At 47.2% G+C, this 25,112-nt stretch carries 21 protein-coding genes and 1 riboswitch; of the genes, 8 read left to right on the forward strand and 13 right to left on the reverse strand.

Features of this window, described 5'->3' with window-relative positions:
* Positions 1–5: 5 nt before the first annotated feature.
* The 4 genes from NLX73_RS17775 to NLX73_RS17790 all read right to left on the reverse strand — a co-directional run bounded on the left by NLX73_RS17775 (position 6) and on the right by NLX73_RS17790 (position 3,054).
* Complete coding sequence (locus NLX73_RS17775) at positions 6–656, reverse strand: amino acid ABC transporter permease (protein WP_039270255.1); 651 nt, start codon at positions 654–656, stop codon at positions 6–8.
* Between the two features lie 14 nt (positions 657–670).
* Positions 671–1,330, reverse strand: coding sequence for an amino acid ABC transporter permease (locus tag NLX73_RS17780; RefSeq protein WP_165178775.1), 660 nt, complete (start codon positions 1,328–1,330; stop codon positions 671–673).
* 71 nt (positions 1,331–1,401) lie between these two features.
* Entirely contained in the window at positions 1,402–2,232 is an 831-nt protein-coding gene (locus NLX73_RS17785) for a transporter substrate-binding domain-containing protein (protein ID WP_165178776.1), read from the reverse strand.
* Positions 2,233–2,274: 42 nt separating this feature from the next.
* Complete coding sequence (locus tag NLX73_RS17790; RefSeq protein WP_302055475.1) at positions 2,275–3,054, reverse strand: amino acid ABC transporter ATP-binding protein; 780 nt, start codon at positions 3,052–3,054, stop codon at positions 2,275–2,277.
* Between the two features lie 284 nt (positions 3,055–3,338).
* Here NLX73_RS17790 and NLX73_RS17795 point away from each other — a divergent pair, with 284 nt between their 5' ends.
* Complete coding sequence (locus NLX73_RS17795; RefSeq protein WP_013308442.1) at positions 3,339–3,806, forward strand: cupin domain-containing protein; 468 nt, start codon at positions 3,339–3,341, stop codon at positions 3,804–3,806.
* 90 nt (positions 3,807–3,896) lie between these two features.
* Here NLX73_RS17795 and NLX73_RS17800 read toward each other — a convergent pair whose 3' ends face one another.
* The 3 genes from NLX73_RS17800 to NLX73_RS17810 all read right to left on the reverse strand — a co-directional run bounded on the left by NLX73_RS17800 (position 3,897) and on the right by NLX73_RS17810 (position 9,476).
* On the reverse strand, positions 3,897–4,562 hold the full coding sequence (locus tag NLX73_RS17800) for a class D sortase (protein WP_254326856.1): 666 nt from the start codon (positions 4,560–4,562) through the stop codon (positions 3,897–3,899).
* Positions 4,563–4,678: 116 nt separating this feature from the next.
* On the reverse strand, positions 4,679–8,239 hold the full coding sequence (locus tag NLX73_RS17805) for a collagen binding domain-containing protein (RefSeq protein ID WP_254326857.1): 3,561 nt from the start codon (positions 8,237–8,239) through the stop codon (positions 4,679–4,681).
* Between the two features lie 224 nt (positions 8,240–8,463).
* Positions 8,464–8,544, reverse strand: a riboswitch (cyclic di-GMP riboswitch).
* A 50-nt stretch (positions 8,545–8,594) separates the two neighbouring features.
* Positions 8,595–9,476, reverse strand: coding sequence for an AraC family transcriptional regulator (locus NLX73_RS17810; RefSeq protein ID WP_250259716.1), 882 nt, complete (start codon positions 9,474–9,476; stop codon positions 8,595–8,597).
* Between the two features lie 593 nt (positions 9,477–10,069).
* On the opposite strand from NLX73_RS17810, the gene NLX73_RS17815 reads away from it, so the two are divergent.
* Entirely contained in the window at positions 10,070–11,326 is a 1,257-nt protein-coding gene (locus NLX73_RS17815) for a DUF445 domain-containing protein (RefSeq protein ID WP_254326858.1), read from the forward strand.
* Positions 11,327–11,359: 33 nt separating this feature from the next.
* Complete coding sequence (locus NLX73_RS17820; RefSeq protein WP_029514679.1) at positions 11,360–11,740, forward strand: TIGR02328 family protein; 381 nt, start codon at positions 11,360–11,362, stop codon at positions 11,738–11,740.
* Positions 11,741–11,843: 103 nt separating this feature from the next.
* Here the strand turns inward: NLX73_RS17820 and NLX73_RS17825 are convergent, their stop codons facing one another.
* Positions 11,844–12,518, reverse strand: coding sequence for an NAD(P)H-dependent oxidoreductase (locus NLX73_RS17825; RefSeq protein ID WP_254326859.1), 675 nt, complete (start codon positions 12,516–12,518; stop codon positions 11,844–11,846).
* 189 nt (positions 12,519–12,707) lie between these two features.
* On the opposite strand from NLX73_RS17825, the gene NLX73_RS17830 reads away from it, so the two are divergent.
* Positions 12,708–13,055, forward strand: coding sequence for a winged helix-turn-helix transcriptional regulator (locus NLX73_RS17830; RefSeq protein ID WP_302055476.1), 348 nt, complete (start codon positions 12,708–12,710; stop codon positions 13,053–13,055).
* Between the two features lie 116 nt (positions 13,056–13,171).
* Here the strand turns inward: NLX73_RS17830 and NLX73_RS17835 are convergent, their stop codons facing one another.
* From NLX73_RS17835 to NLX73_RS17855, 5 genes are all read right to left on the reverse strand, one after another.
* Complete coding sequence (locus NLX73_RS17835) at positions 13,172–14,419, reverse strand: stalk domain-containing protein (RefSeq protein ID WP_254326860.1); 1,248 nt, start codon at positions 14,417–14,419, stop codon at positions 13,172–13,174.
* Between the two features lie 238 nt (positions 14,420–14,657).
* Positions 14,658–15,407: a YcnI family copper-binding membrane protein gene (locus tag NLX73_RS17840; RefSeq protein ID WP_254326861.1), complete on the reverse strand. Its 750-nt coding sequence runs from the start codon at positions 15,405–15,407 to the stop codon at positions 14,658–14,660.
* Positions 15,408–15,438: 31 nt separating this feature from the next.
* The gene (locus NLX73_RS17845) at positions 15,439–17,157 is read right to left on the reverse strand and encodes a copper resistance CopC/CopD family protein (RefSeq protein ID WP_254326862.1); all 1,719 of its coding nucleotides are present in this window, start codon (positions 17,155–17,157) and stop codon (positions 15,439–15,441) included.
* Between the two features lie 254 nt (positions 17,158–17,411).
* Positions 17,412–19,262, reverse strand: coding sequence for a bifunctional diguanylate cyclase/phosphohydrolase (locus tag NLX73_RS17850; RefSeq protein WP_254326863.1), 1,851 nt, complete (start codon positions 19,260–19,262; stop codon positions 17,412–17,414).
* Between the two features lie 282 nt (positions 19,263–19,544).
* On the reverse strand, positions 19,545–20,138 hold the full coding sequence (locus NLX73_RS17855; protein ID WP_039270279.1) for a DUF5317 domain-containing protein: 594 nt from the start codon (positions 20,136–20,138) through the stop codon (positions 19,545–19,547).
* 200 nt (positions 20,139–20,338) lie between these two features.
* On the opposite strand from NLX73_RS17855, the gene NLX73_RS17860 reads away from it, so the two are divergent.
* From NLX73_RS17860 to NLX73_RS17875, 4 genes are all read left to right on the forward strand, one after another.
* On the forward strand, positions 20,339–21,568 hold the full coding sequence (locus NLX73_RS17860) for a multidrug effflux MFS transporter (RefSeq protein ID WP_254326864.1): 1,230 nt from the start codon (positions 20,339–20,341) through the stop codon (positions 21,566–21,568).
* 116 nt (positions 21,569–21,684) lie between these two features.
* On the forward strand, positions 21,685–22,035 hold the full coding sequence (locus NLX73_RS17865; protein ID WP_069290915.1) for a metal-sensitive transcriptional regulator: 351 nt from the start codon (positions 21,685–21,687) through the stop codon (positions 22,033–22,035).
* Positions 22,036–22,089: 54 nt separating this feature from the next.
* Positions 22,090–22,290, forward strand: coding sequence for a copper ion binding protein (locus tag NLX73_RS17870; protein ID WP_254326865.1), 201 nt, complete (start codon positions 22,090–22,092; stop codon positions 22,288–22,290).
* Between the two features lie 113 nt (positions 22,291–22,403).
* Complete coding sequence (locus NLX73_RS17875) at positions 22,404–24,860, forward strand: heavy metal translocating P-type ATPase (protein ID WP_254326866.1); 2,457 nt, start codon at positions 22,404–22,406, stop codon at positions 24,858–24,860.
* Positions 24,861–25,112 lie beyond the last annotated feature (252 nt).

Consider the following 25,112-nt stretch of genomic DNA (forward strand, 5'->3'; position numbering starts at 1 on the left):
GAGCTTTAATGTGTACGAACTTCCAGCCTGCGTGCAATCAGTGACATACTGTAATTGACAGCAAAGTACAGGAAAGCTGCGAACAGCAGGGCTGGAATGACAAAGGATTGATTTTGCCCACCGACAATCTGAATGTTATGCGTCAGCTCCGGCAAACTGATAATGACAGCCAGTGAGGTATCCTTGAATAGGGAAATGAACTGGCTGACAATCGGGGGCACCATGCGACGAAGCGCTTGGGGCAGAATGATATGCCATAAGGTTTGAGAGTAGCTTAGACCGGAGGAACGTGCGGCTTCCACCTGTCCTTTATGGACCGAATTTAGACCGCTGCGCACAATCTCGGCGATCATGGCTCCCTCGAAGATCGACAGGCCTGTAATGGCTGCCCACTTGAGGGAAATCGACAATCCGATGGATGGTAAAACCATACCGATGAAGAAAATAATGAGCAATAATGGAAGATTGCGAATGAGATCAATGATAAAGGCTGCAACCTGTGAAATGACAGGTAAGCGAGTATAGCGCAGGATGCCGAATAAGATACCGAGAACGAAGCTGAACACGATAGAGTAAATAGCAACCTCCAGCGTGAGCAGGAAGCCCTCCAGTATAAAACGCACATTAGGCCACACAAATAATCCACCGAAATCCATACGGGCTTCCCTCCTTAGGATGTTTTGGACAGACGCCGTTCCATATATAGTACAAGAAAGCTAAGCGGAACCGTCAAGATAAGATACAACAGCGCCGTGATGGCGTAGACTGTGATGGGCAGGAAGGTATCCGAGTTAATGAGGTCCGAGTAATACATTAGGTCCAGTCCGGCCACAATAGCCAGCACGGAAGAGTTTTTGACCAGATTAATGAATTGGTTGCCGATCGCAGGCAGTACAATTTTGATGGCTTGCGGTAAAATAATGCTGATCATCGTCTGGTTGTAACTCAACCCGGAAGACCTTGCCGCTTCAAATTGCCCCTTGGGCACAGATTGAATGCCGGCACGTATGGCTTCAGCAATAAAGGAGGCCGTGTATACGGTCAATCCAAGCGTTCCAGATACGAATCCGTCCAAAGGGATGCCCAAAGTGGGAAGCCCGAGATAAAAAAACAGTACGACGATCAGCAATGGAATATTGCGGATGACCTCTACATAGACGGTACCGATCCAGTTCAGCCATTTAAAAGGCGCAATTCGGAGGATGGCAATAATAGCCCCCAGAATAAAGCTTCCAACCAAGGCAATGACACTAGCTTGAACGGTATGAAGCAAGCCTTCTCTGAAACGGTCGCTATGATCAAAAAGTACGTTGATATCAAAAGTAAGCATCTGTGAATGTACCTCCTTATCCAGACCTAAGAAAGGAAGGAGCTCGCAATCGCGGCTCCTTCACAAGAATACTATTCGGGTTTAACCCCAAGCCATTGCTCGTGGAGCTTATCGTATTCACCGTTGCTTTTCAGTTCCTTGAGCGTATCATTAATGGCTTGCAGCAGTTCGGGTTGTCCCTTCTTCACTGCAATGCCGTAAGGTTCCTCTGTGAAGTTCCCGCCTACAAGAGTATAATTCGGGTCTTGCTGCTGCATGCCGAGCAGAATAGAGTTATCCGTAGTCAACGCTTCTCCTTTACCTGCTTTGAGGGCGTTGAAAGCATCCTGATAGTTTTCGAATTCCAATATCGTTGCTTCAGGTGCTTTTTCGCGGATATTTTTGGCGGAGGTAGAGCCTTTCACGGCGAGCACCTTGGTTTTTGGGGTCAGAGACTCCAGCCCGGTGATGGGGCTCCCCTTTTTCACGAGCAGAGATTGCCCGGCGTTAAAATAAACGTCGCTGAAATCAACCTGCTTTTTACGTTCATCCGAAATGGTCATCGTCGCGATAATGGCGTCAATGTCCCCGTTTTGCAATAAGGTGATTCGTGTTTTGGACGTGACCTCTTTTAGTTCAAGTTTGGTTTCATCGCCAAAAATATGTTTGGCTACAGCCTTAGCGATGTCGATATCAAAGCCTTCTACTTTTCCGCTAGCCGGGTCTTTCAGTCCGAACAGCTTGGTATCGTATTTCACACCAACGACCAGTTTGCCACGCTGTTTGATCGCTTCCAGCCCGTTGGCTGCCGCTGGCTCATTCCCCGACGTTGCCGCTCCTTCTTTGCCTCCACAGCCTGCCAAGACGAGCAGACAAGATAAAGCTACCAGCACCAAAGTACTCCATTGAAATCTTTTTCTCATCAGAACATTCCCCTTTCGATTTACGCTACATTGGTAGTCTGTTTAATGATGAATCAGACGGCTCAGGAACAGGCGAGCCCGTTCCTCACCCGGATTCTGAAAAAATTCGGCAGGTTGGCTGTCTTCCAAAATCTGTCCTTTATCCATAAAAATCACGCGGTCCGCCACTTCACGTGCAAAGCCCATTTCATGAGTGACAATGACCATTGTGATGCCCTGATGGGCGAGCGAGCGCATAACATCCAGCACTTCTCCGATCGTTTCGGGATCAAGAGCTGAAGTAGGCTCGTCAAACAACATAATTTTTGGATTCATCGCGAGCCCACGGGCGATCGCGACCCGCTGCTGCTGTCCACCGGACAATTGGGCGGGGTAGCTCTGTGCCTTTTCTTCGATTCCGACGCGCTTTAGATAGGTGATGGCTGTTTGAGTAGCTTCTTCTTTCGAGATGCCCAGTACCTTCATAGGTGCCAGTACAATGTTTTCAATCACCTTTTTGTGTGGATACAGATTGAAATGTTGGAACACCATCCCGATGTTGCGGCGGAAGGCATTAATATCAATCTTTTTGTCATGTACAGGGATCTCGTTAACGATCAGTTCCCCATCCGATATCGTTTCCAGACGATTGATGCAGCGAAGCAGGGTGCTTTTACCCGAGCCGGAGGGACCGATGATTACGACGACCTCGCCCTCCTTAATTTGAAGATTGATGTCTTTGAGTACATGGAAATGACCGTAATGCTTGTTGACATTGCGAAACTGGATCAGAGAGCTCACCCCTTTAGGCTTGAATACATAGCTTAGTAGACGGATTGACATGATCAAGCTCTATTAGAATTTCAAAATTTCTCTCATGATACTATAAGCTTACAATAAAAAACAAGATTTTATGTCATTAAACTTTACGCGCAGTATATTTAGGTATGTCCTTTTGCTTGTTAACTGCTATTTATATGATAAAATTAAATGAATATTCACAATTTAATGTTATTTAATTTGACATGGAATAATAGCGTTCGACATGCCAAGGGACAAACGTGACAAAAGCAACGCTATGTTTTACAGTAGGGAAGAAGGAATTTAGGGTAAAGGAAGGTTAGACAATGACGAAAGCTATTTCACCGCTAGTAACGGCATTGGGCATGGAGCCCCATCCAGAAGGCGGCTGGTACAAAGAGATGTGGAAGGCCCATTTCCAAATTCCGAAGCCTGTACTGCCGGATGTGTATTCCGGTCCGCGCTTTGCAGCTTCGTCTACGTATTTCTTGCTGCATCCGGGCGAGTTCTCCGAGTGGCATGTGGTCCATTCTGATGAGCTGTGGTTATATCATAGCGGAAGCCCTGTAGAGTTGAAATTGGGTGGAAGCGGAGAAGAGCCTGGTGAAGAAACTGTGATTATCGTCGGTGCGGATGTGGAGGCAGGACAGCATCCACAAGCACTCGTCCCAGGAGCAGTATGGCAAACGGCACGTCCGCTTGGGGATGAGCCCGTGCTGGTAACCTGTGTGGTTGCACCAGGATTCCACTTTGATGATTTCAAGCTGATTGCCAAGAATCCAACTGAATCATGATGTGAGCATTGGCGGGTGTATTTCTGTAATGAACAGGAATGGCCCGCCTGATTTATTTTTACTCATAGAAATAGGTACTTTAAAATGGCTTTAGGTGCTTAGTTTGGCCTGAACAATGAGACGATGGGTGGGGTTGACGAGAGGGTCACATGTAATCAGCGTGAGCAGCTTTTGTTTTTTGAAGCTTTTTAGAACAGACACGTCCGTAGGATCAACCACCTTCAGGCTATAAACGCTATATACATATTGGTTACCCCGAGTGTTGACAACAATCTTATCCCCAATCTTCAATTCATTTAGACGATTAAATAAACGTCCAGAGGTACGGGCCCGATGAGCAGCAATGGCGGCATTCCCCGCTTGTCCCAGCGTCCCCGTTTCCGGCATATGTACAGCCGCGTGTCTCATATTTATCCTCGTTGCGCCTTCCAACACAGGGAGCTTTAAAGCAATACGACTTATACTAATAGTGGCTATGGGAGTTTGTTCATTAGCGCTTGCCATGGGAGCAGGAGATGGGGAAGTATTTTGTCGCGCTTCACTAACCGGAACTTCCGTAAGACGAGTAGACAAGCGAGCATAGCTGTCCGTAAGACTGGCGGTCCATAGCGCATCGCTTTTTCCTGTTGGTAGCTCGGCTGCTTTTAATAGCTTGCTTTGTTCCCGATCCTCATTCCATTCCGTCGCTTTAGGAAACAAAATAAAAAGTAAGCCTAACACAATGAATACGTAGGAAAGTTTACGCAGACGCAGCAATCTCGCCTCCCCTAAGCAAAGTACGGATTATACATACTTTTTTGAAAAATGCCCCATTCCTGACTCATTCCAATCGGGAATGGAATGAGCCGTGAGATCAGGGCAGGTGATTAATTTTATTTTTTGTTTGTCCGTCTGAATTTCAAAAATACGCCCCATATAACCATCGCTATGCCTGTCAAATAGAACGGAACGGGGCTGCTTTCACCTGTTTGGGGTAATTGATGTACCGCAGGTGTATCCTCCGGCTCTTCAGGTTCTTTCTCCGGAACCTTGAGACGGATCTTAGGTTCGGGATCGTCTTTCGAATCCACCGGAGGAGGATCTTGATGAGGCATGACGGCTGGCAGTTCCGGCGGTATAGGCGCAGGTTCCTCCTGTGGAGGGACTATGTCCTCCGGAGACTTTGGCAATGACGGAGGGACGATTATAGACGGAATATCGGGTATTTCCGGATCTTTGTCATGTTTTTTACCTGAGCCTCCGGACGGGGGTGAGGGGTTTGGATGAGTAGGCGTTCCTGGTCCTGAGGGATTCGTGGGGTCTGTTGGAGTTCCCGGGTCTACAGGTGGTTCAGGGTCGTTTTTCTTTTCTTTACGATTGGTGATCACAACCCTCTTTACGCCAGAGCTTTGTCGCAGTGTTGCATCTATTTTGATCTCAAGCTTGCCCTCGGTGATTTTATAGCCCTCCGGTGCTGCCAATTCTTCCAAGATGTAATCGTCATGAAGCAAGGAAGAAAAGATGATTTTGCCTTCCTGATTGGTGGTCTGAATGAGAGGGGCTCTTTTTTGACCTTTATCATAGAGCGCAAACTGTGCGCCAGGCAGTACCTTGTCAGGCATATCCTGATCTACCTTGGTCAGCTCAAGACTTTCGGTCACACCCCCGCCAGAACCGGAGCCGGAAGACGTTCGTACGATGATTTCCTGGCTGGTTTCCCGCAGTTCTGTCGTCAAGCGATCCCCCTCAAAGGCAACCTTATTACTCACCTTGGCTTTGTCTTCAGCATGAATGAACGATTGGTATTCAAGTATAAAAGCAGTGGAAATATCCTTAGCAAAAGTAAGTTCAAAAGTTTGCAGGCCTTGACCATCTGTCTTGATATACAGCTTGTAATCTTGGTTTCTAATCAACTCGGTGCCCTTGGTGGTATTTCCGTTGGCAGCGATGATTGTAGAGTACAAATGAAAGGAATCCTCAATTAAGATTTGATTGCTGCTAGGCTGATCTATAATTTTAGCGTTGGATACATGGGACTGTCCTTCATTGATGCGGATGCTCCAGTCAATCTTATTTCCATTTTGTGCACCGACTTTAGATACATATTCTCCGCCATGAGGTACCGTGACTTGCGCTGCCCATTCGGAGACAGTTTTTTGTCCATCTAGTAGAAGGGCTTGATTATGGATTTCCTTTTCGATCAGTTCTCCTTCCAATGAAGTTTGAAAGGTAATCCAGTAGGGAGTCTGTATCTTATTTTTGAACTGGATACGCATTTCATTACCATTTTGCTGGGAGGGAGGAATAATGGTGTATTGATCTGCTGGGATTTCAGCCCCTTTTTGTACGCCATCCCACCATCCCAGCAAGGTCATATCGTATACTTTTACGGAGGCGGGCAGTAACTTCTGACCTTGCAACAAGGGGTCTCTCACTTCCGCGTGATTCAGGATCTTGCGATTGTAGTTAGCTTTAATATCCCAGGTAATGAGCTTGGAGGTCGCATTATAGCTTCCTTGCTTGGCACCGTTTCGTTGTGTCATAAAGTCCGGCCAGATCGGGCACTCCACTTCTTGCGATGATCTTTCCCCGTCTTCAAACTGGTATTCTATATGCGATTTATTACGAAACTCGGGCTTCGTCGTATCCGTTTTCCAGTCATTATTATAGGTAGTTGAATACTTGATTGTATAAGCCTTCTGAATGGCTTTATGAAAAATGAGCGTAAATCCTTGTTTATAGTCCTGTGATAGCGGAATCAGCTCATAATCCGTGGGTGCACGTAGCTCCGTTGTTCCGTCAACACTTTGAATTTTCAGGGTGTCCGGTAACAAGGCCAAGCCCCCGTTTGGAAACACATCCTGAATGACAATATTTTTCATGATGTACAAGTCTGTATTGATGGTAATCACCCAAGGTATGATTTTGGTGTTGTAATTGGGTGTGTCATACATTTTAGTCATAACTCCGCTTATGATTTCCGTCGATACGATCTTCTGGGTTCCATCTGAGGTTATGATGTTTGTAACTTTTCCATTATCATAGACACGGCCTCTGGCTTGAGTCTGGTATCGGATGGTATAGGCTGAATCTACGTCGAAGTTGAATTGAAGTTTGAAGCCGTTGCGGTCCGGATAATCAACTGGGATGACAGTATACGCCCACGATGGGAGCTCTTCCAGTGTGTTTCCCTTAAATACTTTCAAAGAACCGGGCAGCAATTCTTGAGTTTTATTGAAATGATCAATTAAAAGAGCTTTGGCTTCGGGAATTTTTGTCTCGCTGAAGTTATATCTTATGGCCCACGAGAGTGTTTGTGTGGAATGATCATATTTTTCAACCTTTTTGGACAAAAATTCACCACGTTCCACCTGAACAGTAGCGGTAGCAACAACGTTCTCTATCGCATCTCCTGAAAGCGTTGCTGTGTTGGAGAAACGAGTTTCATCGCCAATAATACGCGTGGAATATTGAATCTGATAGGCCGTGTTAATGCTATCGTCTTGAAAACGAATCACAAACCCTGTCCTGGCTTGATCTGCTTCAATGGCATATTCACTTGCATTCACTAGGTCTCGAACAACGGTCGAGCCGTCGATATTGACTTGTAGATGATAGAGCCGGATAGAGTCTCTTCTGAGTTCCAACCCTGAAGGAATTGGATCGGTGATGAGGGCATGCTTTACGGTGTTTAGCTGTTTGTTCACATCAATGGTCCAGTCAATCTGATTGGTGCCAGCTATTTTCCCTTGTTTGCTTAGGGTTGGCCCTGACTGGGGTTTTACATTCACGATGACCGTTTGTACCCCGCCTTTGATCGGAATCGCAATGATGATCTCTGTACTGCCTTTCATCATCTCTTTCGTAAACTCGGTTTTGATTTGCAGTTTGCCGCTGACATTGGAATGATTCTCTACATATTGGTTAAAGGTCATGATCACCTTGCCCTGACGATCTACTGTGAAGTATCCCACGGTTCCGTCGGTAGTGACTAGTGGAGATGAGATATCAGTGTAGATGACAAACTGTTCTGGTAAATGAAAGGTGAAGGTGTCCCCTGACTTATAGGTATTGTCAGGAAGCTCCCATTCATAGCCTAGTTGGATGGCTGATCCGATGTCGAATTGGCTGTCTGGACTATATACCGCATCAATGACACGCCCTGCTTCGTCGGTCAGGCTCAACTTCGTTAATATGCTCTGCGGAGCTGCATCATGTTGAGACTTTGAACTGGTTGCTCCTTGAACGAAGGGAACCGTGTTTGAAGGAATCTCCCTAGGAGGTTCAAGGTTTGGGACAACGTATACAGCATCCGTAACGGTATGGTTAGGATCGGATACAGCACTCTGCGGCAGTTCTGGGGCTGGAGCATCTGCGTAAGCCAGCGTTACGCTGAAAAAGCTTTGGACAATGAGCAATAAGGCAATGATCATTACATTTATTTTTGTTCTCATGCTCCAAGTGATTCTCCTATTCATCGTAATATGGCAATGCTTCGGCGGTTATGTTTTTTCCTTCCCTCCTCCTAGTTCGAAATTAGTATATTCAGCATGCTAGGCTGACATGACTATCCCAATAGAAAAAAAGCCCTGATCATAGCGATCAGGGCTTTCTTCGAGAGAGGTAAAGCAATTTGTGATGGATCTATGTAAAAAAGACATAATAAAAAGCTCGTTCATCTGGTAGCTGGCTGCCATCTGGAAAGGAAGGCCCTATAGTTTTGCGTCACTGCCTTTCGACAGTTTTGCCATTAACTTGAATAGCTTGTGCGTCTATCATCTATCAAACTGATTTCATGTAACCTCTCATTTACAACTTTGAACGGTTCCCCCATTTTTTGCGGAAGGAATGAGGTGTTTCTCCTACATGCTCCTTGAATAGGTTAATAAAATGGCTCGTATTGGGAATCCCTACGTACCTTGCGATATCCACAATGGACATGTCACTGGTTTTAAGCCAGCTTTGAGCGGCTGTGATACGGACATTAATGAGATAATCAATCGGAGAGAAACCGATCTGCTTTTTGAAATTTTTAGCCAGATTAAACTTGTTTAATTCAAACATATCTGCCAGCGAGTCCAGTGTTATTCGCTCACAGTAGGACTGATCCAAATATTGCTGTACCCGGCGTACTTCGCTCAGGGTTTCAGCATTCACACACGGATGATCATAGGGATGTTGCAAAATGCACGTTAGTATTTCACCAATGAGCCTGGACGTTAGTAGCTCAGCGGAAAGACTTCTGTCAGACTGCCCACAAATCAGAGCATGGAGCTTATCCAATATAATATGCGGATTATGCATGGAAATGACCGGTTTATTATGCTTGGCAAATTGTTCGTAAAAATTTTCAATCAGATTGCCATACAGGTACAGGCTGATAAACTCCCAGGATTCATGACTGGAGGTGCTGTATTGAACATATTCCTCGCAATTAACAAAGAACAAATCTTGAGGTTTTATGATATATTTCTTGCCCCGGTACAGTAATTCTCCCTTACCAGACAACGTAAAGACAAGCAAAAAAGAGGCAAGTTCTTTCCTTTCCATCGTAAAAGCAGAAGTTTTTTGGAAGTAGCCTAATTCCTGGATATATAAAAGGGATTGCTTGGCAAAAGCGGAGGGAGTGCGTACAATAACGACCGGATCGCCATTCCAGAGGCCCACGTTGTTTTTTTGGTCTGTTGTCATATTCAATTCCTTTACAAAAAAGCAATTTTATCTAGCATATCTTGGTTTGAATTACCAATATATAATGACTGATTAAACATGATTCCCTATTTATAAAAGTTTATTTTATCACATCAAATATGTCTATATAGCAAAATATGTGTTTGAATTTTATGGGAGTATCACTTTTTATGGATATATAACCTGGTAATCCATACGAAAAAGTCGAATGCTGTTGAAAGAATCTGGGGTTATCATGGATTCAAATCCTTTCTGAGGTCAAATACCAACATGGTACTGAAAAAAGGTATCTTATGCCCATTCAACTTTCTTGTTCACTTCTCCTTTCGGTTTAAAAAAAATGGGACTTGGTTCTGATAAAATGGTTCGTAAGGCTTATTATTGAAAATAAGAGTTTGGGCCCAGTGCTGTGATTTTGTTCACAAACATGAATGTAAAAAAGAGAGATATATGCATAAAAAATTACGCAAAAAGTGCCCTTGCGCGTTTCATCTCAAGTGCTTTCAACTTTGGAAATGACACCGGCAATGATATGATGGGTAATACAGGTATAGTGCTTTACTTACTCGACAGTCAGTTTGGAGGATTACAGGATGGGAAAACCAAAAAATACGAAAACCGCAGCGGCTTGGTCGCTCGTTATTCTAGGGGCAGGCTTTGCAGCCACATTGCCCTTCCAGCAATATGGCTGGGCTCGTTTGTTAGCCGGAGCTTTTGAGGCAGGACTTGTAGGGGGACTGGCAGACTGGTTCGCTGTCACTGCTTTGTTCCGTCATCCGCTAGGCATTCCGATACCACACACCGCGCTGCTTCCTAAAAATAGGGACAAGCTCACGAATGCATTGGTGAGTACGGTGGAAAATAACCTGCTAAACAAAGACAGCATCGCGTCTAAAATTGCAGATATCCGTTTGGCCGATTTGGTGCTGGGCGGTGTGGAAAAAGGATTGCGCACGCCGGAGGCGGCGGCATCCATAGATGTTCTTGCCAAGCGGCTTGTCCAGTCCCTCCCGCTCGCGGAATTGGCTCCGGTCATCGTGGCCGAGCTGAAGCGGCAGATGACTGACTTTGACGCCGGACCGCTGCTGGAGGCGCTTGCTCATCAGACCAGCGAGAAGGGCTATGATCGCCGCGCACTGGATTACACGCTGGAGCAAGCCGAGTCCTGGCTTTTGCGACCCGAAACGGGTTATACGCTGGGCACCTTAGGGATGCAGGCTGTCAGTGGTTTGCAGGTGAGCGGGCTGATGCAATTTGCTTTGAACGCATTCCTCGGCTATCTGAACGAAGAGCGTATGGGTGAAATGATTCGTCATTTCCTGCTGGATCAGGTAGCAGAACTGCAAAGGGAAGAGCACCCGCGCCGTCAGGCTGTGCTGGATGGTCTGAAAACACAGGTGACCCGATTGGCGACGAAAGATACGGTTCAGGAAGGGTTGAACGGCTGGAAGGATAGCCTTGTTGAAGCCTGGGAAGGCGATGCGTCAGTGCTGGGCAAAATGGAAGAGCTGCGTATACGCTTATTGGACTACATGGAAGACGGAAGCTATGTGCAGACCTATATTTTACCGCTATTGGATCGGATGCTGACTGATTTAAGAGGGAATACCGAGCTGCTGGACAAGATCAATGTGCGAATTGTGGAAGGTATTACTGGACTGGTGGAAGCTAACCATAGTCGGATTGGTAACTTGGTGCGCGAAAATGTAGACAAGATGGATAACAAATCCCTGATTGCACTGATGGAGGACAAACTGGGACAGGATTTACAGTGGATACGTATTAATGGCGCAGTTACAGGCTTCCTGATCGGTATTGTGCTGACAGGTATCCGTATGCTAATCCATTAGAACAGAAAAAGCGACAGATAGGGTTGTGGAAGCATGAGGCTCTGGCATGAACATTTAATCGACAAGTTACCCCGTCCGCAACTGCTGGGGCAACATCGTGAGTGCTGCGCCCTGCGCGGAAATGGGTGGGGCAAGCCACACGCCACCGTGAATTATGTGTTCGATTATCACCCCATGCTGCTGGTGCGCTATCATAGGCTCATTATGGACGAAATGAAAAGCAGAGGGTACAATGTTGATCCCCTGTGGGAACAGCCGTTGTATCGCGGTAAGCAGTGTGAGCCTTGGGAGGCGGAGCTGGGTGAGGAACTGGCAGGCGCGGGTGCATATGTGGAGCATGACGATGAGTATATGAAGGAGTGCCTGGATAACCTGGCTTCCAAGGGTATTTTAATAGAGATTGAAGTGACCTAAAAAGGCGGGCTGCGGTAGATTCATCATTCAGATGAAGTGCCGCAGCCCGCCTTTTTTGATGCTTCAGTGTTCAGTGTTTGGGGGAGAGACTCGGGATATTAGATTACAGAATCCAGCGGGTGACCTTTTCCAGTGGTTGTCTGGATTTTTCCCGCTTGGGTTCATGAGCGCGATAACCGAAGGCAGCAATGACTGAAATATCGAGCAGCCCGTTCTCTAGCAGTCCTTCTTTCTCCAAAATGGCATGCACCTGATCGTAGTTAAAGCCTTCAATTGGACAGGAATCAATACCGATCTGAGCCGCTGCTGTCATCATATTGCCTAAGGCAATGTAGGTTTGCTTGGAAGCCCAGTCAAATAACGTACGTTCGTTTTCCAGCAGACGTTGATTTTCACCCTGGAAAATCTTATAGCGGCCTGGCAGTGAGGCAAAGTCCTCTTCAGACATACCTTTAATCTCTTTATACATATACTCCACGTAAGGAGAATCATAACGAACATCCTTGCGCGCCAAAATCAGGACGACGTGGCTAGCCGCAGGAATCTGCTTTTGACCGCCGCTGGAAACTGCAGCCAGCTTTTCTCTCAATGCCTGATTTTGCACAACTACAAACTGCCATGGTTCAAAACCGACGGAGCTTGGAGAAAGTCGTCCGGTTTCGAGAATGAACTGAAAATCCTCTTCCGGTATGATGCGATTGGGATCGAATTCTTTCGTGGCGTGCCTGAACAGAAAGGCGTCCAGAATTTCCTGTTTTTTAGCTGATGTATTAGACATAAAATGTACTCCTTTGGGTATGGGTTTAGTTGGTACTCTATGGGTTTTCTGCTACTATAATGAGAGCTGATATCGAATATATAGTTATCATATAGAAAGTTTTTGCAGGGAACAAGTACGCACATATTTGTTCCTTGTCATACGTCGGGGGCTATTGGTTTACACATTCTACAGAAAGAAGGGGTATACATGGCACAGGAGATGGAACATGCAGTTAGCGTTAATTTTGGATGCCCAGTAGCGAAAACCGTCGGGGTTATAGGAGGCAAATGGAAGGGAGTCATCTTGTATCATTTGACCACAGGACCGCGGCGCTATAACGAAATTCGACGGACCTTGCCTAATATTACACAACGGATGCTAACCTTGCAGTTGCGCGAATTGGAGCGAGATGGCATTGTGCACCGTGAAATTTATAATGAGAATCCACCGCGTGTGGAATACTCGCTTACCCCGTTAGGAGATACGTTAAGGCCGTTGCTGGATTTTATGAGAGACTGGGGGATCTTCTATGGAGAACAGGGTTGCGACCTGTGACGACAACTTCCAAATCAGGCAAGCACTTTTGTTAAAGGGGATGAAGAAAGCCCGCCAAATGATTTCATAGAAGACGCATAAGAAATCATTAGCGGGCGGAATAAGGTCAGATACACTTATTTAAACTCGATGGCTTCGTTCATCTGTGCCCAGGCTGTTTCTCCAATGATACCCAAGCGCCAGATAGCGATTCCTTTGAGGTCATAACGTTTGGCTAAACCGATCTTGGCGTTAACGGTGCTGTCTTTTTCGCTACCCATCGAAATCCCCAAAATGAGCTTGTCCCGCGAGGTTTCCTTCAAGGCCAGTTGTATGGCTTCATCCACTTTTTCCAAAGGCTCAGGAGTAGCCTTCTGTCCGTAATCATAGGCCATGATGATCAGATCGTCCGCCAGATTGCCCAGCGTCTTGTAGTCATAGCCAGAGTAAGAGCTGTTCAGCGGATGCAGAACGACGGTGAGCTTGAGTCCAGCCTGATGCGCTTTGGCCGATAGCTTTTTAATAAAGGCGTTGTAGTCTGAACGCGCTTTGGCTTTATCGCCGCTCCAGCCCAATCCTTCCAGGTCTAGCGTAATGCCTTTAAATTGTTTGTCGGTGGCGGTGCTGACGATTTGGGAAATGGTCTGTTCTTGAAGCTGCGCATTTTCCAAAACTTTGGTCAGCTCGTGATTGCCATCTCCGGAATAGACCATCAGGTAAGGGGTAGTCCCCTGGCTGTCTGCCTCCTGCACAATGGATTCCGGCGTTACGGTTCCAGCGGCTTGAGGCCATTTGTATTCCTTGCCGTTTGTCGTAAATTGTCCGTTCGTATCAATTCGACTCCAGCCGAAGGCAACTGCGTTAAAATCCGGTATTTTGGATTTTTGGTCAAAGGAAGACAGCGCATAGAAGCCTACTGTATACATAGCTTCACGTGGCGATGTAATGGAGACCGTCCGTGTTCCCTGGTTCCAGTTCACCGTGGCTCCAAACTGCTGCCCGAAAAAGCCCAGCGGAATCATGGTGCTGCCGTGCACGGTTTGCGGAGCGGCTGTTAGTTGAACCGTTTGTCCGTCCACTGTGGCATTGCGGCTACCCATCTTTAGAACCACCTGCTTGGTAGCAGAGCCTTGCGCTTTGGTAGCGGTGATGCTTTGGCTGGCTTGATCCCATTTCACTGTAATGCCAAGAGCCTCAGAAATAGCGCGAAAGGGAACCATGGTCGTGCCGTTCATCATGGCAGGTTGTACAGGGAACGGTAATGGATATCCGTCCAGCATAATGCTGATCTTGCCAGCCTCGGCTTGTGCCAAGGGGCTATAGATGCCCACTGTGGTACTCAGAAAGATAGCACTAGATAACAGAGCCTTATTTACGATTTTCATCCTATGATCTCCTATGCTCAATAGATTGCAATGCTATCATGTTAGAATCGTGAGGGTTCTACCTATTTTACCAAAAAAATGATAGAAAGGTGAATGTGAAATAATAGGATGAGATGAATCTAAGTATGTATTTAAGCTGAATATTATCGTTTTCTTTCATACCAAAAAAGCTGACCCCTTTAAAATAGGTGTCAGCTTTTCTTTTTAAAACGGTCTTAACCTTTATCCGTAACCCAGATTACTTGCGGCGCTTGAGTGCAATGCCGACAGCTGCGGCACCAAGAACGACTGCAATGATCGAGAGGACGAGTGCTGTCGTTTGTGCAGCAGAGCTGGCTGGAGCAGAAGCGGCAGGTGTAGCTTCTACAGCATTGTTCGAAGCAGGTGCGGGGCTGCTGCTATCTTTAGCCGCATCTGTGCTCGTATGGCCTGCTGCCGTGCCTGCTGAATCGTGTCCGCTGTCTGCGGCAGGGGCAGGAGTTGCGGACGTGGCATCCGCCGTGATTTCGGTAATGGAATGTGGATTATTACTTCCTTCGTCACCTGTCCATTCCACGATACTTCCGTCACTGTAATATTGGAAGGCGTCCCAGGGTGCTGCGGTATTCTGGTCTGCATTTTGCGCTACAAAGCTGAAACTCTGATACTGACCCGCTTGAATGCCGTCTTTTTCAGTCGTCCAGGTCACGGTGGTTATTTTGCCAGAGCTGTCTTTTTCGGTGGCTACTTTCCAATCCGGTACAGGCTCGTATTGTTTGAAAACGACCTCTTTCGGAATTTTCAAGGCGACTTTGGTGGTTGGAATGTTTTTTTCCACGGGTACTTTCAATGTGTACGTTTCCCACGCATTAGGTTGTGAAACAGAAGGCTTGACTGTCACATGTGCACTGGCCATACCTGCAAAAAGTAAGGCACCAGCTGCAATTAGACTCACAGAGGTCGCAAACCTGGAAAATCTGGATTTTGCTGTTTGAATCGTTGTATTCATATTCAATTCGCTCCTTTTAAACATAAAATAATTATTTTTTACCGCCTACATGCAGGGTGAATTCAGCATCAACCGCATCGAGTGATGCCGTTAGAGCATGTACTTTTACCGCCCATGTTCCTTCGGAGGTCATCAATTCCTGACTGCGGAATGGTTGTTGCTGCTTCACGGGTAGAACAAATTCCTGTTGATCTTGGTCAGGGTCTGCTGGAGTGAGCGTTAATGTGATCTGCTGGATTCCTGAAACGGCAGCACCTTTGCTATCCTGAACGGATACCTTGAATTCATTACTGCCCACTGCATTGGGACTGACTGACAGCGTAACGTTGTATCCGCCCGTAGTGCGAGTCTCCTCAAACGGTACAGCAGGTGCCTGGCCGGGTGACAGGTGAGTGAGCACCGCAGTCAACAGCATCACGAGCAGGCCGACGGACACCTCGGCACGCAATCCCCGGGCGGCTTGCTTGCTGGGCGCCGCTTGCCTTGCGCTGCGGAACTGGCTGGCCGCAAAGGCCAGCATGACTAGCAGCAGCGCTGCCTTGCCGAGCAGAACGAGTCCATAGGACGTGTTCAGCAGCATGGAGGGAGCCGGAATGTACAGCACGGCTCCATATATACCGGTGGCAAGTAGCGCTGCCACCATAGCAATGCCCCAGCCGGCAAAGCGGCGCAGGGCGGCTTGCCGCAGAGTTGCCCGCTCGGATACGGGCAACTCCGCTCCGGCAACAGGCAGGCACACGACCATGACGGCAAGTGAGCCGATCCAAAAAGCTGCTGCCGCGAGATGGACAAAGTCCGCCGCAATGGCCGGAGCTGGATGGGTAGCCGCTGCCGGATGACCGACAAAGGCTTTGGACAGCATAAGGCATAGCGTTAGGAGAGCTGAGCTGTAGCCCCAAAGACGGCGCTGGCGATCCGAAATGCTGTAATCCAGCGCGTAAATCAGCGTTACGCTTAGGAGCAGCACGAGAATCATCTGGATAAACCAAATTTGCCCGGCTCCAGTAAACTGGAGGGCTTCTCCCAGAATCGGGAGTGAGAAGCCCTCCCTGATAGAAACCCCGGCATCCCATGAAGCCTGAAGTGGCAGGCTGATCAGAATGGCGGCAGACGTTATGCCGTAGCCGCTCCATAGTAGCTTAGTCCAGCGGGGCAATGTGTCAAAGGGCCGCTGATTTTGCTGATGCTGTTCACTTCGATTCTTGTCTTGGCTTATGCTCGGTAAGATGAACAGCCGGAAACAAATCGCTCCAAAAAGCAGCGATAGTCCTATGTAAAGAAACCAACGGACAGCAATTAAGTCGATTCGTGATGTCCCTGAGCCTTCAGATGCGGCAGCTTGATGGGTAGGCGCATTGGAACCGCTGCCTACTTGAAATGGAATGACTCCATTAACCGGATGTCCGTCTGCGGATAAAGCTCTCCAATTGACGGAGTAAATTCCATTTTTCATCCCTGGAATCAATTGGATTTCCATGGTGGCTTTATGATTCGGGTTGAGCTGTGCTTTTCCTGTGTCGACCCGCTTGCCTGTTTCGTCGGTCACTTTGATCGACATGAAGGCAGATTGCAAATCTTCATTGAAGGTGATGGTCACCTGAGAAGGCGACTTGTCCAAAACCTGATTTTCGGTCGGACTGGATTCAATGACAAATGCATGAGCCCACGAAGAGTGAGGAAACAGGATTAGAAGGGGGAGGCACAGCAATAAAAGACAAGCCATACGGGCTGGTCTGGACAGGTACAACATGCCTGTGAAGTCACCTTCTCTCGATTACTTGAAGCGAGGATATCCCCATTTGTAACATTTTATACGGACAAACCCATTCCTATCTTAATCATAGTGCATATGGCGTGAATAGATGGAGCGAATTATGACATTTATATGAAATTTGAAATAATAAGCATTATACAAAATGCCAATCATATGAAAACCCCTAGCGTGGTTGAATTCAGGACGATTTCAACCACGCTAGGGGCAAAGAGGAAGAGCCAATGAAGGAATTAGAGCCCTGTTTCTATGAAATCCGTGAAAGCAGGTTGCTTATGTTGAATATAATGGATAAAAGTAGCCGTTAGTTTGGGATCGAATTGGCTACCCGAGCAAGCACGTAGTTCTTCAATGGCCTCCTCGAACGTTTTGGTGGGTTGATAGGGGCGCTCAGTTGTCATCGCATCAAAAGAGTCGATGATCGTCAGCATCCGACATAAACGTGGAATTTGCTCGCCCTTAAAGCCAAACGGATAGCCTCCTCCGTCATAACGTTCATGATGCAGCTCCACAAAAGGAACCAAATCTATGAATCGTTCGTTGGCTTCGACAATTCGTTTGCCCCACATAACATGCGCTTGCACCATCTGCCATTCCTCACCGGACAGCTTCTCTTTTTTATTGAGGATATTCCAGGGAATCTCCAGTTTACCAATGTCATGAATGAGGGCACCTAGTATGAAACGCCGCTTATCCTCTGGTCCGAGCTGAAGCACATCGCTCATGTCTGCTGCATATCTGAATACCCGTTTGGAATGCTTGAAAGTGTTAATATCCTTGTACAAGAACAAATTAAGCTGCTGTTCAAGATCACGAATATCTTGCCCCAGATCGACCTCGCGCTCCACTTCATTTAAACTTCCATGCGTATGAACGATGTTTTTTCCCTGTTTCTTGGCGTAGTACAGGGCTTTATCCGCCAGATCGACCAGCTGTGATTTGTCGTAGATGTCAATGCGACTTTGTGCAATGCCTGCGGAGAAGGACAGACAGCCGTGTGGAAAAATTTCAACACCCTCATAACGAGAATCATTTAATCTTTTTCGAATAGCATTAACTATTTCGTATGCTTGTTCAGCGGTATGACCGGGCATCAGCAGAGTGAATTCTTCTCCACCATAGCGGGATACGGTGATGTGGGTGCCGGAGGTCTCCTTTTTAAGAAATTCACCGAGAAATCCCAGTAGCTGATCGCCTTTGAGGTGACCGAAATGATCATTGTATTTTTTGAAATCATCTATATCAATCAGAGCCAGACTGAGAGGAGTATTCTCGGATCTGGATATATTTAATTCAGCTTCAAGTGTATTTTCAAAGTAGCTGTGATTGTATAGCCCTGTTCTGCGATCCATGTTCGCTTTTTCTTCGATTTCCCGATACAGCGTGAACATTTGCTTGAATGCGTGAGATAGGAGCATGCTTAGCCCAAGGAACAGCAAAAGTCCTAGAATGCCGTTGTTATAAATCAGTGTAGTCAATACCAAAGACAGAATGAGTGTACATAAGTATACGAGCAGGGATTCAGCCAAAAAAGCCTGTTTAAGCTCATTGAAGGACCCTTTGTATGCGATATAAAAGTAGATGCCCAGTGTGATGGTGTTCACCGCAAAGTAGCAAATCAACGCCAGCAGGTAGGAAGCGAAATGATCTTGGTTTAAAGCCCCCTGCGTTCCGCCGCTTAGTTCAAATACTGTTGAAGACAGGAAAATGGAAAGGGCGTAAATGGAAAAATTGGCGGTATGCTTCCACCAGGACAGCTCTGTGTGCCGGAACATGGCAATGATTACATTTAACAACAAAATCAGAATAGCAATTTCGGTGCCATGCACAAAAATACAAGCCAGATACACGGAGGAATCCATGGACTGTTTGTTACTGGCCGGTGGTAGCTGGAATGTAAAATGCTCCAGAATCAGAACGGCACCCAACAGGGAATAGATCGTGACCCACTCTGTTGTCGTATAGTGCAAAAAGGACCATTGGTTCGTATACAGGAGGACGATCACGCCTGCCAAACATATGAAAAACACATATATTCCCGTCGCGGTAACCCGTTCTTGCAGCTTTTTTATTATACTCATCATTTCTTCTCCTGCCTTGTCGTATCTTGATGTCAAAGCTACCAGGGGTGAATGGGATAATTTACAATTTTGTAATCGAAAATTTCACATGAAAAAACAGGCCGGAATCCAGCCTGTTTTGTTGAGCCTGTGCTTCCTTTTTTTCTTATCGGTGACTAGCCCCCGATTTTGTAACCGGAAGTCAAAGCAATGATGACAGAAGCCACGATAATAGCATTGATAATCACACGGGAGTATTTCAAGTTTTTCATAGGGTTCCCTCCCTTCCTTGGAATAAGGTGCGTACTAGGCGTGGTGGGGATTGGTTTCTTGCTGCTTATCCTTAGTTCTCTTCACGACCATAATGCTTTGGATAAACAGGAACATCCCGAAGTTCATGACCACATCTCCAATACTAATTACCTGCGTGCGGGGATAGGGCTTGGAGAGAGGAATAATGTCACCAAGCAATGATAGACGCGTGCTCGCATCCATCATGTAATGTTTCGAGATGACACTTCCGGATTTAAGCATATCTGTATAATAGGGACCCAGCACCTCCGAAGCGCTCAACGAGACCGGCATCCTGCCGCCATTCACAGCCATAACGATAAAATTCATCAATACGCCGATTATAATAAGCTTGAATCCCTTATGATGTCTGTTCAACCAGAGAAATATCAATCCAACCACGTAGACTCCCATAAATAGATACCCGTTAATGGCTGCCAGCCAAGCCCACTTTTCCTGGGCATAAAAAATAATGAATTGTACCAGCAGCAGCACAGGGAACATCCAGCCGGCTATAAGGCGAATTTGACTGAAACGGATCAGACCTTGCCGCCAGCCTCCTCTGAACAGACCTACAATGAGACCCAGTAGCACTCCATCATAGACCATTATCATTCTCCAGATTCCACAAATTTTTGTTTTGGTTACCGTATAATTCGACCTGAAATTGGTAAATTCCTGCCTGATATATAGCAGTTTTGAAAAAAAATTGCGGATTAGCGTGTAATTATTCGAAGCCAGACGAAATGAGTGATATCATGATGTATTGAAGTAATTATTTATATTTTGTGAAAAGGATGATAATTATTATGAACCGGTTATCCAATACTGTTATGGTTGCCGCAGATATGACCAAATCGCGAATATTATGGATCGCCTTTGTCCTGGGTGCATTGAGTGCTTTCGGGCCGTTGTCCATAGATATGTATTTGCCGTCGCTGCCTACATTAGCCGACAATTTGCATACGACCACTTCGCTGGCGCAGCTTAGTTTGACCGCCTGTCTGTTGGGACTGGCCGTTGGCCAGATCGTTGCTGGTCCGCTTAGCGACGTAAGGGGTCGCAGAGGACCGCTGGTGATCTCGCTCATTCTGTACGCTGCTGCTTCGCTGTTATGCGTGTTTGCGCCGAGTATCGGTATGCTCATTGCGCTTCGCTTTATTCAAGGGCTTACGGGGTCGGCGGGGATCGTGATTTCCAGAGCTGTAGCCCGTGATCTTTACTCGGGCAAAGAGTTGACACGCTTTTTCTCACTGCTCATGCTGGTGAACGGCGTGGCCCCCATTGCTGCACCAGTACTGGGCGGTGTCATATTGAACTTTGTTTCCTGGCGTGGTGTATTCATGGTGCTTTGTGTAGTCGGCGTGGCTATGCTGATTGCCGTCGTGTTGGGTTTGCCAGAAACGTTGGCAACTAACCGCCGCTCGTCCGGTGGCTTGAAGCAGACGCTGGGAACACTCGGTCATCTGTTTGCCGATCGACGCTTTATGGGCTATGCCCTCTCACAGGCGCTGATTACAGGAGCGATGTTCGCGTATATCGCTGGCTCACCATTCGTGCTTCAGGATATTTTCGGGGTTTCCCCTCAGACGTATAGCATCATTTTTGCAGTGAATGGTTTGGGGATTGTACTGTTTTCGCAGTTGACGGGTAGACTCGTAGGTCGCTTCAGCGAACGACAGTTGCTCTTGTCGGGTCTGGTAATTGCGGCTGTAGCCGGAATCAGCTTGCTTACTGTAGCCTTTACCGGAGGCCAATTGTTTGCTGTTTTAGTTCCTCTGTTTTTTATTGTTTCCTGCGTAGGGATTGTAAGTACAACGACGACTTCATTGGCAATGCAGAGTCAGCAGCGCTCCGCAGGCAGTGCGTCCGCCATGCTTGGTTTGTTGCCTCTATTGCTGGGTTCCATCGCTTCACCGCTAGTAGGCTTGGGGAGTGGAACAACCCCCGTACCGATGGCGGTCGTTATAGCTATAGCCGAGATTGGCGCGCTATTAAGCTTTGTCGTACTTGCTAAGGAAACACGCTCAAAAGTATAAAATAGGGCGAAAAAGTGACATTTTTCTGGAAGGTTGACATACCCCGTGGGGGTATATTATGATAGGGGTATAAGAAATGCATAAATGCATATATACACCACACAGGAGGCTGATGTATGGCTGAGGAGCAACCTGTTTCCCACACTCAAATCCATGAGAATCACTGTGGAACAGACGGGGAAAAGACAGTTAGAAAAAGTCATCATTCGGCAGAGTTCAAGAACAGCCTCGTATCCCGGTTGAACCGTATTGAAGGTCAGGTTCGCGGAATTAAGGGCTTGATTGAGAAGGATACCTACTGTGACGATGTACTGAACCAGATTGCGGCTGTCCAGTCCGCACTGAATGGTGTTGGTAAGCTGCTGCTGGAAGGGCATATGAAAAGCTGTGTCATTGAGCGCATGCAGGCAGGAGAGCAGGAAGTGATTGACGAGCTGCTGGTTACGGTCAAAAAGCTAATCCGTTAAGAGTAGTAATCATACACATTATGGGTACGGAAGTATCCCTGAGGAGGAAAAGAAATGGCACAAGTTACATTGAACGTAGAAGGCATGAGCTGCAATCATTGCGTGAAGGCAGTAGAAGGGGCTTTGGAGAAAGTTGGCGCTATCGGCAAGGTCAGCCTCGAAACGAAACAAGTGAATGTAGAATATGACGAGTCCAAGCTGAACGTTGAAGCTCTGAAAACAGCCATTGAAGACCAAGGCTATGATGTTGTTTAAGCTGAAGATGTTTTATGTGTGAACAGACTTGTTTCGAAGGAGAAGCTTCCATATTAGAAGCTTTTTCTTTTTGGATATGATATACCCCACTGGGGTATAAGAGGAGGGTTACCATGGAAAACCGTGCGACTGACGGTGACAAGCAGACAACGCTTCACATTACGGGGATGTCCTGCGCCGCCTGTGCAAGCCGTATTGAGAAAGGTTTAAATCGAATAGATGGTGTGGCACAGGCTAATGTGAATTTGGCTTTGGAGCAGGCGTCGATATCCTATGATCCCAAGCAGGTGGAGATCCCTGAGTTTCGCGATAAAATTGCTTCTCTTGGGTTTGGAACTGTAAGTGAAGAAGCCAATCTGAATGTGACGGGCATGACTTGTGCGGCCTGTGCAACCCGGATTGAAAAGGGATTGAATCGGATGCCTGGTGTAACAGGTGCCACGGTAAACTTGGCGATGGAAACAGCTCATGTGGAATATGCCGCGGGGAGTATTGCGGTTGGTGATCTGGTGAGTAAGATTGAACAGCTAGGCTACGGAGCGATCCCGCAGAGCGCTGAGGACAATATCGCGGATGTGCGCAGTAAGGATATCCATCGTAAAAAATGGAAGTGGATTGTGTCCGCAGTGCTGTCGTTTCCGTTGTTGTGGGCGATGGTGGCTCATTTTTCCTTTACGTCATGGATTTATGTGCCGGAACTGTTCTTGAATCCATGGTTCCAACTAGTGCTGACAACGCCGATTCAGTTCGTCATTGGTTGGCAGTTTTATGTGGGCGCGTACAAAGCGCTTCGCAACGGGAGTTCGAATATGGATGTGTTAGTTGCACTGGGTACGTCTGCGGCTTATTTTTACAGCTTGTACCTTACGCTGCGTCCGTCTGATGTCATGGAGGGGATGGCGGGAATGCCTGTCATGACCATGCCAGAGCTGTATTACGAGACAAGTGCAGTACTAATTACGCTTATTTTAGTGGGTAAATGGTTCGAAGCGGTAGCCAAAGGGCGTTCGTCCGAGGCGATCAAGAGCCTGATGAGCCTACAGGCGACGACGGCACGTGTAGTACGTGATGGACAAGAGCTTGATATACCGATCGAACAGGTACGTGTGAAGGATATCTTTATTGTACGACCCGGCGAGAAAATTCCTGTCGATGGTGTGGTCGTGGACGGACGTTCCGCAGTGGACGAATCCATGTTAAGTGGTGAGAGTCTTCCGGTTGAAAAAGAAGCAGGTTCCGCAGTTACAGGGGCGACGCTTAATAAAAACGGGGTACTACGTATTCAGGCCGAGCGTGTGGGTGGTGATACGGCGTTGTCCCGTATTATTAAGGTCGTGGAAGATGCACAAAACTCTAAGGCTCCGATTCAGCGGATTGCGGATCAGATTTCCGGTATTTTTGTCCCCATTGTTGTTGCTATTGCTGTATTAGCCTTTATCGTCTGGTTTTTCCTTGTGACGCCGACTGATTTTGCAGGCTCACTGGAGAAAATGATTGCAGTTCTCGTCATTGCTTGTCCTTGTGCACTCGGCTTGGCTACTCCAACGTCCATTATGGCAGGATCGGGACGTGCCGCTGAATACGGTATTTTGTTCAAGGGCGGCGAGCATTTGGAAATGACCCGTTCAGTCAACGCAGTGGTATTGGATAAGACAGGAACAGTTACGAACGGCAAGCCAGAGCTGACAGATGTTATGGTTGGTGCAAGCGGCTTGGCTGAAAACGATTTGCTGCGGTTGCTCGGTGCAGCAGAAAAAAGCTCGGAGCATCCGCTGGCGGAAGCCATTGTAAAGGGGATTGCAGATCGAGGAATTGAGCTGGTAGGACCGACAGATTTTGAAAATATTCCGGGTTATGGTGTGAAGGCGCATGTGGAAGGTAAGCAGGTATTGGCGGGTACACGCCGATTGATGAGCAGGGAAGGCATCGCAATAGATGACTCAGCCGAGCAGTATATGAATGAGCTGGAAAACGCAGGGAAAACCGCGATGCTGGTCGCTGTGGACGGTTCCTATGCCGGATTGGTGGCCGTAGCGGACACGATTAAAGAAACGTCACGGGAGGCCGTTGCCCGTCTGCGGGCGATGAACATTGAAGTCATCATGATTACGGGTGACAATGAAAGGACTGCGCGGGCTGTTGCCGCCGAGGCCGGGATTGAACGAGTGCTGGCGGAGGTGCTGCCTGAAGGAAAGGCTGAGGAAGTGAAACGGCTTCAGGAACAAGGCATGATCGTAGCTATGGTTGGGGATGGTATTAACGATGCGCCTGCGCTGGCTACTGCTAATATTGGGATGGCGATGGGCACGGGAACGGATGTGGCCATGGAGGCGGCGGATATTACCCTCATGCGCGGCAACCTGAACAGCATTCCTGACGCGATCGAAATGAGCCGCCGGACGATGACAAACATACGGCAAAATCTGTTTTGGGCGCTCGGTTATAACGTGATCGGTATTCCGATTGCCGCTTTGGGCTTCCTTGCTCCATGGTTGGCGGGAGCAGCCATGGCATTTAGCTCTGTTTCGGTTGTGCTAAATGCACTGCGTCTCCAACGGGTGAAGCTGTAAATGTATGGATGCACCAGCAGGATAGCGTGCTGTCGGACATCTGTTGCGAGATAAAGTTATTATCAGAGTATAGAGCAAGTACGCACAATTGGTTTTCTGCGTGCTTGCTTTTTGTTGCGTTTGTTTTTTTAAACCATACTGTTAACCTTCATCACGTCAGGTTGCTTATCATTCGCGAAAGTTTCATAATATTTGTAGGAGTGCCATGCAAGCATGCAAGAGCTTCTTCGTATACTCACAGCTTGAAGTAGA

It is taken from the genome of Paenibacillus sp. CH40 (assembly GCF_024213605.1).
GTDB classification, from domain to species: domain Bacteria; phylum Bacillota; class Bacilli; order Paenibacillales; family Paenibacillaceae; genus Paenibacillus; species Paenibacillus polymyxa_B.

Bases quoted from the DNA above. Each gene is read 5' to 3' on its own strand.
- NLX73_RS17820 (WP_029514679.1), top strand. From the start codon at position 11,360: ATGAGGCTCTGGCATGAACATTTAATCGACAAGTTACCCCGTCCGCAA.
- NLX73_RS17875 (WP_254326866.1), top strand. From the start codon at position 22,404: ATGGAAAACCGTGCGACTGACGGTGACAAGCAGACAACGCTTCACATT.
- NLX73_RS17840 (WP_254326861.1), bottom strand. From the start codon at position 15,407: ATGAATACAACGATTCAAACAGCAAAATCCAGATTTTCCAGGTTTGCG.
- NLX73_RS17815 (WP_254326858.1), top strand. From the start codon at position 10,070: ATGGGAAAACCAAAAAATACGAAAACCGCAGCGGCTTGGTCGCTCGTT.
- NLX73_RS17825 (WP_254326859.1), bottom strand. From the start codon at position 12,518: ATGTCTAATACATCAGCTAAAAAACAGGAAATTCTGGACGCCTTTCTG.
- NLX73_RS17855 (WP_039270279.1), bottom strand. From the start codon at position 20,138: ATGGTCTATGATGGAGTGCTACTGGGTCTCATTGTAGGTCTGTTCAGA.
- NLX73_RS17775 (WP_039270255.1), bottom strand. From the start codon at position 656: ATGGATTTCGGTGGATTATTTGTGTGGCCTAATGTGCGTTTTATACTG.
- NLX73_RS17780 (WP_165178775.1), bottom strand. From the start codon at position 1,330: ATGCTTACTTTTGATATCAACGTACTTTTTGATCATAGCGACCGTTTC.
- NLX73_RS17830 (WP_302055476.1), top strand. From the start codon at position 12,708: ATGGCACAGGAGATGGAACATGCAGTTAGCGTTAATTTTGGATGCCCA.
- NLX73_RS17835 (WP_254326860.1), bottom strand. From the start codon at position 14,419: ATGAAAATCGTAAATAAGGCTCTGTTATCTAGTGCTATCTTTCTGAGT.
- NLX73_RS17805 (WP_254326857.1), bottom strand. From the start codon at position 8,239: ATGAGAACAAAAATAAATGTAATGATCATTGCCTTATTGCTCATTGTC.
- NLX73_RS17785 (WP_165178776.1), bottom strand. From the start codon at position 2,232: ATGAGAAAAAGATTTCAATGGAGTACTTTGGTGCTGGTAGCTTTATCT.
- NLX73_RS17795 (WP_013308442.1), top strand. From the start codon at position 3,339: ATGACGAAAGCTATTTCACCGCTAGTAACGGCATTGGGCATGGAGCCC.
- NLX73_RS17810 (WP_250259716.1), bottom strand. From the start codon at position 9,476: ATGACAACAGACCAAAAAAACAACGTGGGCCTCTGGAATGGCGATCCG.
- NLX73_RS17860 (WP_254326864.1), top strand. From the start codon at position 20,339: ATGAACCGGTTATCCAATACTGTTATGGTTGCCGCAGATATGACCAAA.
- NLX73_RS17850 (WP_254326863.1), bottom strand. From the start codon at position 19,262: ATGATGAGTATAATAAAAAAGCTGCAAGAACGGGTTACCGCGACGGGA.
- NLX73_RS17865 (WP_069290915.1), top strand. From the start codon at position 21,685: ATGGCTGAGGAGCAACCTGTTTCCCACACTCAAATCCATGAGAATCAC.
- NLX73_RS17845 (WP_254326862.1), bottom strand. From the start codon at position 17,157: ATGTTGTACCTGTCCAGACCAGCCCGTATGGCTTGTCTTTTATTGCTG.
- NLX73_RS17790 (WP_302055475.1), bottom strand. From the start codon at position 3,054: ATGTCAATCCGTCTACTAAGCTATGTATTCAAGCCTAAAGGGGTGAGC.
- NLX73_RS17870 (WP_254326865.1), top strand. From the start codon at position 22,090: ATGGCACAAGTTACATTGAACGTAGAAGGCATGAGCTGCAATCATTGC.